This window comes from Candidatus Paceibacterota bacterium (assembly GCA_035452965.1).
GTDB lineage: Bacteria > Verrucomicrobiota > Verrucomicrobiia > Limisphaerales > UBA8199 > UBA8199.
In genome coordinates this window covers 409,686-422,624 of record DAOTCE010000001.1, presented here as the reverse complement: position 1 = coordinate 422,624, position 12,939 = coordinate 409,686, and the positions used below count along the sequence as shown (strand labels likewise).

Sequence of the window (12,939 nt, the reverse complement as noted above, 5' to 3'; positions counted from 1 at the left end):
GGAAAAGGAGGGTTGTTTGGGCTGCGGGACCCAGGGCGGCGCGCTTGCGACCGCAATCACAGTGGTCTGTAACCCATCAACGTCAAAACCGAAACGCATAGCGGCCGTTCGCTCCACCCACTTAGACAATTTCATCGCGGGTCATACTCTGCGGCGGCTCTGACCAAACTGCTCAACGCCGGTCGGTCAATGTCCTGAACACGCCAGATCGGCACAAACCGCTTGGCCTTGCCGGAACCTCGCAGCAGTTTGACAGGATCGGCGATGGCTGAACCGTGGACGAATCCAAGGTGGACGCAATCAGGGCGTGGCGTGATCAGACAGACTGCTCCTTTGATGCGACCGCCAAAAGCGGGTCGGTGGTAGGACAGACTGCCCCACAAGACAGTCTCAGTCGTCTCCGGGGCAATCCGCCGAATCAGCCGCCGGAGCGCTCCAACAATCTGCTTCTGCCGACGTGGCAAACTGGCCAAGAAGATACCGACCTCTGTTGCTGACGAGTGCGTTGGCATGTCGAAAGCGTTTAAGGACCCAAGCTCAGCGACCCGGCGCACGGGACGCAACGGTCACAACCGCGACGCTCCCGCCGGAGTCGCGCGGCGCATGGTTAGGCGTCATTGTCAGTCTGCTGAATACTCTATCCTGGTGACGCGGCCTGCCTCAAGCGTGAGAAAGATCCCCTCGCAATTCGGCTCGCGTGAGGTTTCGGGATTCATGAAGAATCCCAATCCCTCTGGTGTGTCATTCAGAATCGTCGGGCGCTTGCGTGGCCCGTTTGTGGGGTATCGCTGCTCCATCGCTGCGAGCACCTGTTCGCGCGTCATACCCACCTGGATGTCGCGGTAGAATCTCTTGTAGGTGCGAAAACGGCCGTCAACCAACTCCGGGTGGAACGCCAAGAACACGCAGCCCGCCGGCGCTATGAACACCAACGCGAGCACGAGCATCATCGCGATGACAAGGCCACTCTTGGCGCGGGACGCGATGACGATGGCAGCCAATGCTGCGATCGCACCGACAGCGGAAATCAGGATGAATGGATGGACTCCAAAGCTCATGGTACGGGAATGATGCCGTCCTGGCTCACCGGCGCCGGGCCAGTGATGTCCGATTGTTTACGGAGATGCGATCCCGGCGTTCCGTCAGCAATTGACCCATCGCTACGGTGTCATTTTCCCGTGAGGCAACAAGCATCGCGTTCCGGGACTGAATGTGACTGCGGGGTGATGGGCGGGGCACGGCAGGCAGGTGTCAGGGGCCAACGCCTGTGAGGTCAATGGGGCGAAAGCCGAGCTTGAAGGCAGGGGAGTCGGGCCGGAGTTGGAAGTCGTGCTTGCCGGGGACGACAAAGAGCGGATCGGCTAAGAGCGAGTGTTGGTCATGGCCGCGTTCCCGCCACTTTTGCCAGGTGCAAGGGCCCAGGCGCAGCTGGTCGGGCTTGGCGTCCGGGCGCGCGTCGAAGTAGAGGTTCGAATCCATGAGGTAGTTGTCGCCGGATAAGTCGCCGGCGAGGAGGTGGCCGGAGTCGAAGTAGACGATGTTGGTTACGAAGCTGAAGCTGCGGTGCGGCTCGGGGCGGGTGCGCTGCACCTGGTGGTCGCGCGCGAAGGCGAAGATGTTGTTGCGGATGATGTTGGTTTGGCCGTAGTGCTGGTGGAACCCGCCATGGGTGGTGCGGTAGACGATGTTGTCCTCGGCCAGGATGCCGCTGGTGCCTTCATCGAAGTAGATGCCCCAGCCGCCGTAACGGGTGGCTGCGATGTCGTGCCACAGGTTGCTGCGGATGGTGGTGCCGGGCTGCCGGCCGAGGGTGTAGATGCCGCCCATGTCGCTGAGAATCGGGCCGTCGCCGCTGGATTTGGCCCCGATGTGGTGGACGTGGTTGAGGGCGACAAGGTTGTTGCTCGCCAGGGCGGGGCCGTAGCCCCAGGTCCAACCGATGGAGATGCCGGTGTAGTAGAAGTCGTGGATGAGGTTGTGGGTGATTCGGTTGCCGGGCGATTGGCCGATCCAGATGCCCACGGCGCTGGCAAAGAACTTGCCGCCATCGTGGATGTGGCAGTGGGTGACTTCGTTGGCGCCGCTCTGCTCGGCGGAGCTGGCGCGGAGGTGGGTTTCGCCCAGTTTCAGCCCGCCGGCGCCGAGGTCGGAGAATTCGCACCGGGCAATGCGGTTGGACTGGCAGCCGCGGGCCAGTTCAAGGCCGTAGTTGCCGAGGTTTGCGAAACGGCAGTCTTCAAAGGTGGCGCCGCGCAGGCCGTCGCCGTACACGGCGCCCGAGACACCATAGGCCGCCTGGGCGAAGCCGCCGACCTCGGCTGCCGGAGGGGGCCAGGCATTGGGCTTATTTGTGGCGCTGTGGAGGTCTGACGGGAAATGCCACTCGGTGTGCGAGAACGTGAGGCCGCGCAGCGTGATGCGCTTGACGTATTGGCCGGCTTCGGGGCGGCTTTCGAAGCGCAGAACCTGCGGCAGCACGGGGGCGACGGCGTGGACTGCGTCCAGCGTTTCACCCGGGCGCGGCAGGTAATACAACGTGCCGGCGCCGGGGGCGAGGCACCATTCGCCCGGCTCGTCCAGAAACTCGAACGCCCCTTCGGCGCAGTAGAGGTCGCCCGGCGCAAGCTCGAAGACGGAGCGCTTGCCGAAGGTGACGATGCGCTCCTTTTCGTCCACGCTCACGACCGGCAGGCGGGATTCGACCCAGCGCGTCATGGCGAGGACCTCGGCGTTGGTGAGGGAGCTCCAGGCTTTGAGGTCGCCCTCACGGAAGCGGAAGCGGCTGTGGCCTTTCTCCCAGCTCTTCGTTTTGTCGGGGAGCTCGGCAATAGGCAGGTATCCGCGGTTGGGATGCCGCGCGCGGGTGGCCCGCTGGCCATTGACCCAAAGCTCCCGGAACAGCCACTGGCCGACGCGGACTTCCGGGATGTCCGCGGTCCACAGCTTTTTGCCTTCAATGGCGGCCTCTCGCCAGCCAGTGATGGAGCGCCCGGCACTCAGGATGGGTTTCGCGCCGGGATAGGCCGCAAGCTCAAGACCTGAATCTTCCGGTGTCAGCACGAGGGGCTGGGTCTGGAAATGCGTGCCCTCGCCCACAAGGATCTTCATGGGCTCTTGGCTGGGGCTGCCGGCCTGCAGCCTAGCGGCGCGGACGGCTTTCAGCGCGGCGGACAACGTGGCGAATGGGCCATCGGTGCCGCGGCGGTTCGGCGCGGACAGACGGCCGGACCAGGCGTCCTGCCCGTTGGTGGCGACGAAAAACAGGCCTTGGGCGGGCTTTGGCAGGGCGGCAGGGCTGCCGTCTTGGGTTCCTGACCGAAAGCAGCCAGCGCAGAGGCCGAAGAGGATTGCCGTCAGACAAAGGAGGTTTTTCATTGGAGGGCTTCTGCAGCGTCAATCGCTGGCGTTGTTGCTGATGTTCACCGCGGCCTTGGAGCGGTTGGCGATGCGGGGTTTGCCGGCGAAGATGTTGTCCGAGATCACCGCGCGCCGCAGCTTTTCGCCCAACTCGATTTGCGGTTTGTCGGCCTGGAATTCACAGCCGCGAACGAGCACTGTGCCGCCGGCGATTTGCAGCGCGTGCCGGCCTTCGTTGCCGCGATCCCACTCGACAAAGGTGCAATCGCTGAATCCAACCGTGCCTTTGCCGGCGACCTTCGCGATCTGATTGCACGGCCCCCAGTAGGCGCAGTTCACGAAGCGGACGCTGCCCGAGTTACCGGCTTCGACGCGGACCATGGTGGGGTCGGGGCCGTGGAAGGAGACAAACTCGCCGTTGGAGATCAGGAGGCCCATGGGGGCGCAGTTTTCGACGACCAGGGCGGTGTAACAGTCATCCGCGCCAATGCCGAGGAAGTTGCCGTTGCACAGACCGGTGCGGGTCTGGATGAACTTGTAGCCGATGTTGTAGCCGAAACAGAAGGTGTTGAGGACATATTGCCAGTCGCTGCGGCCGAAACTGAACGCTTCGCCATGTTGCAGCTGCCATTGCAGGAGGCGCGGCTTCATGCTCCACCAGGGGTTGAAGTGCACGTTCTCGATCCGGCCGATGTCCATGATCACATCCACCATGATGCCGCGGCGCAGCGGCTGGCCGTGAACGTCGCGGATCAGGTGCCGCTCGTTGTGGCTGGCGTCAATGCCGTTGTAGGGATTGAGCAGTTCGACGGCGAGCACGGCGGGGTTCTTCCCGCGCATGGCGATGGCCCAGGGATAGGGCTTCGGCTCCTCCGCCGGGTCCTGCTCGGGATAGTAGATGACAACGCCTTTCAGTGTCGCGTTGTGATTCAGGGTAATGAAGGCCGGGCCGTCCTCTTTCCCGCGGTTTTCCGTGACGTGGAATGTCGTGCCGTCGTCGGCAGGTTTGGGTGCGCCCGGGTTGCGGATGCCGATGTGGGACGGCACGGATTCCCAGACCCCCTTCAGAGTCACTGCGTTCGGCACATTGAGGTGGCCGGCGAAGAAGTAATTGCCGCGCGGCGCATAGACCACGCCCCCGCCGGCCTGCCCCATGGTGTCCAACGCCTTCTGGAAGGCTGCCGTGTCGTCGGTCTTGCCGTCGCCCCTGGCCCCGAAATCGCGGACCGAGCAGGTATCAGGGTTGGGCGCGGCGCCGGCCAGGCTTGCTGCGCACAACAGGAGAAGAGTGAGTTTCAATTGCGGCTACTTTTGGGGGGCTTCGACCTTCACAATGCCCACGTCAATGTATTGGCCGCCGCCGGTTTGACGGCAGTGCACGGCGATTACATTGCTGCCGGGCTTCAGCGCCGCCTTGGCGGCCGGGGAGATCGCCGTCCGCTCGTAATCCGCGATGAAACCCGGCACACTCGCGGCCAGGACACCGTTGATGTACACCTCGGCATCCTCGTCGTGGTGAATGAGCAGGCGCAGATCCTCCGTCTTGCCTGCCGGGATGGTGGCTTCGCGGCGCAGCCAAATGTCGCTGGTGTTCCACTCCGTCCGCACCACCGCGCCCGGCGTCCCCCGGGTGCCGAATCCTGCCCGCCCTTCCCTCCACGCGCTGGCGTTGAATCCCGGCTTGGTCCAGTCATCCGCGGGCTTTTCCAGGGTGTAACGCCACGTCACCCGGTCTGTCAGCGCGGTTGGCACGACCTCCGTCACCCGCGGCCGCGGTGGGAGCTTGCCGCGATTGACGGCGGCCAGTTGCTTCACGTCCATCTTTACCCGCGCTCGGTCGTAGGTCATCAGGCCGTTGACTTCAATCTCGACATCCGTGGTCTGGGTGTAAACAGCGGCGGACAGTCCTTTCTCGTCAATGAGCGGGAACAGCTTGGCGATGAGGTCAATGTAGGCAGAGGTCAGCGTCTCCTCGTTGGTGAAGCTCCGGTAGCCCCAGTTCTTCTCGTTTTGCCAGGTATGGCCGCGCACCGGCAGGCCCAGGCCGCCGAATTCCCCCAGCACCACCGCCCGTTTCGTCTCCGGCTCGGGCGACCCCGGGCCGGGGTATTTGTGCATGTCGTTGATATCCCCGACGCCGCGGTCGGCCCAGCCGCTCGTGTTGATCACGAGCCGGGTCGGGTCGAGTCCCTTGACCATCTCAACGATCCGGGCGGTGTCCCACTGCCCCCAGCCTTCGTTATACGGGACCCAGATGACGATGCAGGGATGGTTGCCAAGCCCCTTGACCAGCGCCGTGAGCTCCTGCTCAAACTGCCTGGCTGATTCCGGCGTCCGCGCAATGTCCGGATCGTTGTGCCCGATGTACTTGTCGCCGCTGGGCATGTCCTGCCAGACCAGCAGGCCGAGCTTGTCGCACCAGTAATACCACCGATCCGGCTCAACCTTGACGTGCTTGCGCGCCATGTTGAACCCCAGTTTCCTGGTCATCTCGATGTCGTAACGCAGGGCCTCATCGGTGGGCGCGGTGTAAAGGCCGTCGGGCCAGAATCCCTGGTCCAGCGGGCCAAACTGGAAGTAGGGCTTGTTGTTGAGCATCAGGCGCGTGAAACCTTTGTCGTCCTTCCCCAGCGAAATCTTGCGCATGCCAAAGTAACTTTCAACCTTGTCAATGGTGCGACCCCCGAGCTGCAGCCGAAGGCTAAGGCTGTACAGATGCGGGTCTTCCGGCGACCAAAGCCGGGCGTTCTTGACCGGCATCTTGATCCTTCCCCCTGCCGTCACCCAGGCCTTGTATACCACCTTGGCCCCGTCCCGAATCGTCGCCTCGACCGTGCACACGCCCAGCGCGGGAGTGGTGACGGGCTGGACGGTCACCGCTTCGTTGTCCACATCCGGCGTGATCTTCAGATCGGTGATGAAGGCAGTGCCGACCGGCTCCAGCCAAACCGTCTGCCAAATGCCGCTCGTGGGCGTGTACCAGATCCCATGCGGCTTGCGCACTTGTTTGCCGCGGGGCTGCGTTCCGGCATCCGTCGGGTCCCAGACCATCACGATCAGCTCGTTCTCGCCGGACGGCTTGAGGGCGTCGGTAATCTCGAAGCTGAACGCGTCGTAGCCGCCTCGGTGCCGGCCCACCTCCTTGCCATTGACCAGGACGGTGGCCTCGAAATCCACTGCGCCAAAATGAAGGAGGACACGCCGGCCCTGCCACTTGCCGGGCACCTTGAAGGTGCGGCGATACCACATGCGCTCGTTCTCGCTGACCGGCCGCATCACCCCAGACAGCGCCGACTCCACCGGGAAGGGCACCAGAATCTGAGTGTCGAACGTGGCGCGCGCAGCGTCCTTGCTCGTGATCGCCAGGTCCCAGAGGCCGTTGAGGTTGAGCCAATCGTTGCGCACCATTTGCGGGCGCGGATACTCGGGATGGGCGTTGCGTGGAGAAACGTCCTTGGCCCAGCGCGTCTTCAACGGCCCTGCTGCCGGCTGCCACGACGCGCCGCCGGCCAGCGGCACAAAAAGCAGAAGCGCAAGCATGCCCTGGACATTGCGTAGGATATTGTGATGCATAGGGATCTGGTTCATAGTTGATTGTTCTTCATTCCTGTTTCTATTCCGCAGGCTTCCACTCCCGTGCGTTCTGGTCCGATCCGATCACCGGAAAGGCGGTGATGCGCAATCGGGCAGCGCCCATCGGAATCAGCGTTATGGTATCAACGGGTTCCACTGACTTCACCGGGCTGGGCTGCAACTTGCCCACCAGGCCGAGTGGGTCCTGTTTCCAGGCGGGAATCCGCCTGGCTTGTGCCTGCAGCTCAATGGGCGCCGTGTCCGGCGTGAACGGCTGGGCCGGCACCGCGCGTTCCTTCCAATTCACCAGCTTGAACGACTTTGCCGGATTCTTCTCGTTGAGCACCAAGCCGTAATTCCAGCGTGTGGTTGGAAAAACCTCCCATTCCGGCCAGGCCTCGGTGCCCCCGCAGCGCTGCCACCGTTCGCCTATCTTCAGCGAAAAGGTCAACGGGCCGCGGTCCACCGACACCGCATTTTGGTTCTTCTCCCACTTCCGCACCGACACCTCCATCGGCAGACGAACACTGACCACATCCCCGTCCCGCCACTCGCGTTCCAGCACCACGTAGGACAGAGGCTTGGCCGCACACTTGACCGACCGGCCATTGATCTTCACCGATGCGTTCTCGCACCACTGGGGAATGCGCAGATACAGGGGGAACTTCACGCTCTGCATGGTCGAGAGCTTCAGCGCGATCGTGTCGCCAAACGGATAATCCGTCTCCTCGACAATCTTCACGCTGGCGCCGGGTCCGACCTTGGCGCTCACCTCGCTGGCGGCGTAAAGGGCGGCGCATAGCCCGCGATCGCCGGTCGCCAGCCAAAGCTCCTCGGCGTAATAAGGCCAGCCGTGCGACACGTTGTGCTGGCAGCAGCGATACCGCTCAAACGGGCTGTAGGAAAACATCGTTCCCTTGTTCTGCACTCCCGGGGCCTTGTTCTCTTTGTCGAGCTGAATCTGGTTCGGGCAGGTCAGGTAGTGCAGCCCCTTCCAATCGGGCGTCAGCGCCGCCGGCATCGAGTTAAACGCGATGTACTCGCAGCGGTCGGCCCAGAGCGGGTTCCCCGATATCTTCGTGAGCATCGCAAAACTGTGCATGAACTCGACAATGCCGCACGTCTCAAACCCCTGCCGCGGGTCCGTGTAGCCGGGGCGGCAATTCTCGTCCCCGGCAAACCCCCCGCCCGGGAACTGCCCGTAAAGGTCCATGACCGTCGCGTAGTTGTTCTCGGCGGCGCGCAGGAACCGCTCCTCCTTCGCCTGCATATAGTAAATGCCCGGCGCGCGAAAACCCTGCGCCACGTTCACGTTGTGCCAGTCGTGCACCCCGCTGGTCCAATCCTGCATGTTCTCGTGGATGCGCCGGGCCAGGTCCAGCAGCCAGGGCTCGCCCGTGCGGTTGTACAGCCAGTAAATCGTCTCGAGGTTGTCCCCGAAACGGATCTTGGGCCAGTAGCCGGCGCCGAAGTTCTCGCTGGGCTGCGTGTTGAGCCACAGGAAATACTTCGTCAGGAACGGCAGCACCCGCTCGTCGCCGCTGAATTCGTAGAACGACTGCAGCACGTTGCACATGACCATGTGCGGCCAAAGGTCCGGCTTGCCCTTGAGCCCGGTCTTGTTGGCGCGCGGCCCGAACCAGCCGTCGGCTTCCTGGCTGGCCAACACCGCATCAACCCACCTCCGCGCGTTCTTCGTGATGGCCGGGTCGCCCAGCACATAGCCCAGGTCCCCATAGCCCTTGAGCCAATACGGCAGCTCTTCCCAGCCGCTGTGGCCCTGACCCTGCGGGTCCGCCCATGCATTGCCCTCGAACTTGCACCACTTCGAAATCTCCTCCAGCCGCCCCGTCATCCCTTTGGCCTCGAGTTCGAGCTGATGCCGCAGCCAGCCGCGCGGCTTGATGCTGCCGATCGGCAGCTTGATCAGCGGGCTGGGCATCAGCGGCTCCCGGTTCCCGGTGTACAAAAGACCCGCCGAGGCCGCCGCCGGCACCGGAACAACCCGCACGCTGGTCGGCGGGTTCGCAGCGCTGCAAACTGTCGGGAAGTGCATGTTGCCTACCGCGAGCAGGGACGTCGCCCCGGCAACCGAGACGAATCTCCGCCCGGCCTTTGCCCAGTCAATAAGTGCTTTCATGAATTCCAAGTCGAGTTGTCTTCGAGAACCGCAGAGATTAAACAAGCCCCGTGTGCTGCAAGTCAAGCGAAGTGCGGAAATTGGGCTCGCGTTGGACACATCTTGTCCCCTCCGCCACCACGCGTGATTTGACAAGGGATCCACTACGCCAACCGGCCCGGGCCATCAGCCTCTCACTCAGCGGAGAAACGGAAGCCTCGATCCGCGAGAGAAAAACCTGCTTGCCAAAGCATGCCCCCCTCACCTCATTCCAGGCGATTGAACCGGATGCCACCCGGAACCAGCCCCCGCTCTCCCAGGGAGTCTCACCGTATCCTAACCGTATCCACACCACATCCACACCGTAGATACAGCCTTGACATCGCGGGCGGATTTCAGCGTAACACACTGCCATTACAGAACTTATGCCAGTTCAGGCCCACAACGGCCCTCCGGCCCGCCCAAAATGTGATAACCCATTAAAATGAATGAACTTACACCTTTTTCCCGTCCAATTGGCATCTTTAGCAACTGGCAGTCGCGTCGCGCGAAGCAACCCGCTCCCGGCACACTGGCCGGCTCCCGAGTGTCGTTGACTTCTCCGGAGTAAATTTGTTGACTAACGGTGCCATGTTTTCAGGAAGTAGCGCCAGGCACATCACCGCGGCGGCGCTAGCCGCGCTGATGCTCTTGGCCGATGTGGCCGGCCGGCCCGCATCAGCGGCCGCTCCCAGGCAACAAGCGCTGGACGAATGGCGGAGCCTCACCGCTCCATCCGCGCCGATGCCTCGAGTCTTCGTGAAGGGCGACCGCCTGCGCTTCTATTTCCAGACCCCGACCAGTGTCGAGGAATTCAGCGCGCGCTGGAGCCGGCATCGCATCCCCAACGAAGGTTACCAGGTCAGCTCAGCCGTGCTGCGCTGGCACAAGAAGCTGGCGCGCATGCCGGCGGGCGAGCGGGACTGGCGTGAGGCGACGGTTGTTGCCGACGCCGAATGGCGCCGGCTGGCGACGAACCTGGTCGAGGTGCTGACACCCGCCTCCCCGGGGCACGGAATCTACTACCAGGGCCTCCAGGACGAGCGCCTGCTGTATCGTGATGCGCAGGGCAGTCCTCGGTTCTCCTCGGCCGGGGATCAGCCCGAAGGAGTCATCATTGACCGCCACCTTTCGATGGAGGATACTATCGGGACGCTGGCCCGCTCGGTGGAACAGGATTTGACCCGCAGCTACCCGGGCAAGTCGCTCTTTCTTCTGCTGGCGCCTGATGCCCGGCGTTTCCCCCAGGCGCTGTTGCTCGACCGTAAACGGGGCCAATGTGTCTGGCTGGTTCCGGCCGCCTACTATGACGCCACCGAACGCGGGCTGGGGCTTTCGGCGACCGCCCAGGGAGTCAGCGCCCTCTTGTTTGAGAGCCACGGTTTGGCCCTCGTCAAAAACCCCGTTTCGAGCCTGGTTCGGCTGGGGGACCTGGGGCTGCAGACCGTAGTCCGCTTCGTCCGCTTCCCGTACCCCAAACCCAGCTACCGGTATCCCCCGGCCGACCGTTCCCAGGGCATGGACCTGGCGCAGTGGGAAGACTGGCTGGATCGCTATACCGGCACACGGCAGTTGGACGGCGCGCTGGACCTCCTGATTGACGGCGAGCGGTTCTTCCCCCGCCTCAAGCAGGCCATCGCCAACGCCACCAACCACATCCACTTCGACATTTACATCTTCGACAAAGACGACGTGGGAGTCGCGGTGGCTGACCAACTCAAGGCGCGTTCCAGGCAGATCGAGGTCAAAGTCATTCTCGACCGGCTGGGGACCATCAGCGGCGGCATGGTCCCGCCCGGCACACCGCTGCCGGAGGGTTTCGTTTTACCCAACTCCATCTGTTCCTACCTGAAACAAGACTCCCGCGTCCGCGTGCGCCCGTTCCTCAACCCCTGGTTCTCCTCCGACCACACCAAGGTCTTGCTGGTGGATGGCACCCACGCGTGGATCGGCGGCATGAACCTGGGGCGCGAATACCGCTTCGAATGGCACGACCTGATGGTGGAATTGCAGGGGCCGGTCGTCGCCACACTCGAAGATGAATTCCGGCGCGATTGGGCCCACGAAGGTCTGCTGGGCGACTTTGGCTACGTCGCCGAGCTGACCCGCGGCCCGCGCAAGCCCCCAGCCTCCCGTCCCGAAGACCGCTGGATCCAATTGCGGCTCCTGCCAACCAAGACCCTGTGGAAGCCATTCAATTCGGCCGTGCAACACGCCATCGCCAAGGCCAAAAGCTACATCTACCTGGAACACCCCTACCTCTTTGACAAGCGGGTCATTATCGCCCTGGTCCGCGCCCGCAACCGGGGAGTGGACGTCCGCGTCGTGCTGCCGCGCGTCAACGATCTCAAGTCCGGCGGACGCAGCAACCTGGTCGTAGCCAACTACCTCCTGGAACATGGCGTGCGCGTCTATTTCTACCCCGGCATGACCCACGTGAAGGCGCTGATGGTGGACGATTGGGCCTGCGTGGGCTCCGCCAACCTCAACCACCTCAGCCTCCGGGTTTGCCAGGAACAAAACGTCGCCACCTCCGACCCCGCTTTCGCCGCCCGGCTCAAGCGCGAGCTCTTCGAGGAAGACTTCGCCACCTCCTACGAGCTGACCGAACCGGTCACCACCGAGTGGATTGACTTCCTGGTGGACCTCCTGCTCAAAGGCGTCTAGGGGCGGCGTGACCCCGGCGCGGTGTTCGTCACCGCAGGAGACGTGAGGCGTTTCACCATTTTGGAGGCGGCTTGCCGGACTTGGGGATCCCGGTCTTCCATAGCGGCTCGGAGGTGAGGAAGACAGGTATTCGTGCCAACAGCGGGCACCATGTAGCCGGCCATCCAGTAACAGATGCGTTCCCGAAAAGGTTGATTGGTATCCGCCAGCGCCGCAGCCAGGTGAGAAAACGCCGGCGCGCCCATCATGCTGAGAGCGGCGGTTGCCCGAAGTGCGGCGTTGGGCCGGGCCTTGTCCCGCATCATGGATTTCAACTCGGGAATGCAGGCAACAGCGTTGCTGCTGAGAAACTCGAATCCGCGGACGGCTTCGTCCCCTCGTCGTTCGGCTCGCCAGGTCAGGAAGTGGATGGGGTTCTCGTCTGGCGGAAGCATCGGCAGCGCGTATGGCGGCTCGTACTGAATCCATTCCAAAAGAAAGGGGAGAGCCTTCGGGCCGATGGCCTGGACAGCCCGGACGACCTCGTCGAGTCGAGAAGGGTCCCGGCCGCCCTCGAGTTCAGCTTCGTAGCTCGCAAGCCATTCGGACAGCGACCGGCCATTCTGGCTTGGCTCTGCACTTGGCTCGTCGTGACGTGTGCGAAAAGCAACGAAAGCAACCAAAGCAACCAGTGCCGCCAGGCTCGCAACGACGACGAGGAGTATCTGCGGCTTTCGCACTGGCGAATGGTGTGGCGAAATCACCCCTTCAGCAACGTTCAAAAAGCGAGGCACTGACCAATCATGGTATGGCGCGGAGAAATGGTCCCTGCTGCGAATGGCTGATCTGTTTGTTTCCCCTTCCCGCTGGGAAGCCTTTGGCATTGCCCTGGTGGAGGCCATGGCGATGGGCCTGCCCCTGGTCACTTCGAGCCAAATCAGCCTGGCGCCGGAATTACATGAGGCGGGTGCGGCCTTGATGGTACCGGTCTCGGTGGAGCCGCTCAGGCAGGCGATCGCCACCATTGAAGCCGACCCCGAACGGCGGCGAGCGCTGAGCCTGCGGGCCAGGGCCTGGGCGGAGAAGACCTGTAATCCTGACCGCGCCGGCGCCCGGTTCCAGGAGTTTTACCGGGCTATCCTGGACAAGCCACGGATGGCTGCGGGGTGAGTCTCTTGACCTAAGAGACTAACTGATTGCGTAGT

At 63.1% G+C, this 12,939-nt stretch carries 8 protein-coding genes; 2 read left to right on the top strand and 6 right to left on the bottom strand.

Annotation, left to right across the window (positions count from 1 at the left end):
• Positions 1–620: 620 nt before the first annotated feature.
• The 5 genes from P5205_01565 to P5205_01545 all read right to left on the bottom strand — a co-directional run bounded on the left by P5205_01565 (position 621) and on the right by P5205_01545 (position 9,070).
• Positions 621–1,058 carry a hypothetical protein gene (locus P5205_01565; protein ID HSA09034.1) on the bottom strand — a complete coding sequence of 146 codons (438 nt, stop codon included), beginning with the start codon at positions 1,056–1,058 and terminating at the stop codon, positions 621–623.
• Between the two features lie 193 nt (positions 1,059–1,251).
• The gene (locus tag P5205_01560; protein ID HSA09033.1) at positions 1,252–3,375 is read right to left on the bottom strand and encodes a right-handed parallel beta-helix repeat-containing protein; all 2,124 of its coding nucleotides are present in this window, start codon (positions 3,373–3,375) and stop codon (positions 1,252–1,254) included.
• Between the two features lie 18 nt (positions 3,376–3,393).
• Positions 3,394–4,656, bottom strand: a complete 1,263-nt coding sequence (locus tag P5205_01555) for a glycosyl hydrolase family 28-related protein (protein ID HSA09032.1) — start codon at positions 4,654–4,656, stop codon at positions 3,394–3,396.
• A gap of 6 nt (positions 4,657–4,662) precedes the next feature.
• Positions 4,663–6,945 carry a glycoside hydrolase family 2 TIM barrel-domain containing protein gene (locus P5205_01550; GenBank protein HSA09031.1) on the bottom strand — a complete coding sequence of 761 codons (2,283 nt, stop codon included), beginning with the start codon at positions 6,943–6,945 and terminating at the stop codon, positions 4,663–4,665.
• A gap of 25 nt (positions 6,946–6,970) precedes the next feature.
• The gene (locus P5205_01545; protein HSA09030.1) at positions 6,971–9,070 is read right to left on the bottom strand and encodes a glycoside hydrolase family 127 protein; all 2,100 of its coding nucleotides are present in this window, start codon (positions 9,068–9,070) and stop codon (positions 6,971–6,973) included.
• A 609-nt stretch (positions 9,071–9,679) separates the two neighbouring features.
• Here P5205_01545 and P5205_01540 point away from each other — a divergent pair.
• Positions 9,680–11,755 carry a phosphatidylserine/phosphatidylglycerophosphate/cardiolipin synthase family protein gene (locus tag P5205_01540; protein HSA09029.1) on the top strand — a complete coding sequence of 692 codons (2,076 nt, stop codon included), beginning with the start codon at positions 9,680–9,682 and terminating at the stop codon, positions 11,753–11,755.
• Here the strand turns inward: P5205_01540 and P5205_01535 are convergent.
• Positions 11,752–12,516, bottom strand: a complete 765-nt coding sequence (locus P5205_01535; GenBank protein ID HSA09028.1) for a hypothetical protein — start codon at positions 12,514–12,516, stop codon at positions 11,752–11,754. The genes P5205_01540 and P5205_01535 overlap by 4 nt on opposite strands.
• Between P5205_01535 and P5205_01530 the strand changes: the two genes are divergently transcribed.
• On the top strand, positions 12,458–12,904 hold the full coding sequence (locus P5205_01530) for a glycosyltransferase (GenBank protein ID HSA09027.1): 447 nt from the start codon (positions 12,458–12,460) through the stop codon (positions 12,902–12,904). The two genes, P5205_01535 and P5205_01530, sit on opposite strands and share 59 nt — an antisense overlap.
• Positions 12,905–12,939: the final 35 nt, after the last annotated feature.

Excerpts from the sequence above, each read along its gene's own strand:
- P5205_01550 (HSA09031.1), bottom strand. The coding sequence starts at position 6,945 with ATGAACCAGATCCCTATGCATCACAATATCCTACGCAATGTCCAGGGC.
- P5205_01540 (HSA09029.1), top strand. The coding sequence starts at position 9,680 with ATGTTTTCAGGAAGTAGCGCCAGGCACATCACCGCGGCGGCGCTAGCC.
- P5205_01560 (HSA09033.1), bottom strand. The coding sequence starts at position 3,375 with ATGAAAAACCTCCTTTGTCTGACGGCAATCCTCTTCGGCCTCTGCGCT.
- P5205_01565 (HSA09034.1), bottom strand. The coding sequence starts at position 1,058 with ATGAGCTTTGGAGTCCATCCATTCATCCTGATTTCCGCTGTCGGTGCG.
- P5205_01545 (HSA09030.1), bottom strand. The coding sequence starts at position 9,070 with ATGAAAGCACTTATTGACTGGGCAAAGGCCGGGCGGAGATTCGTCTCG.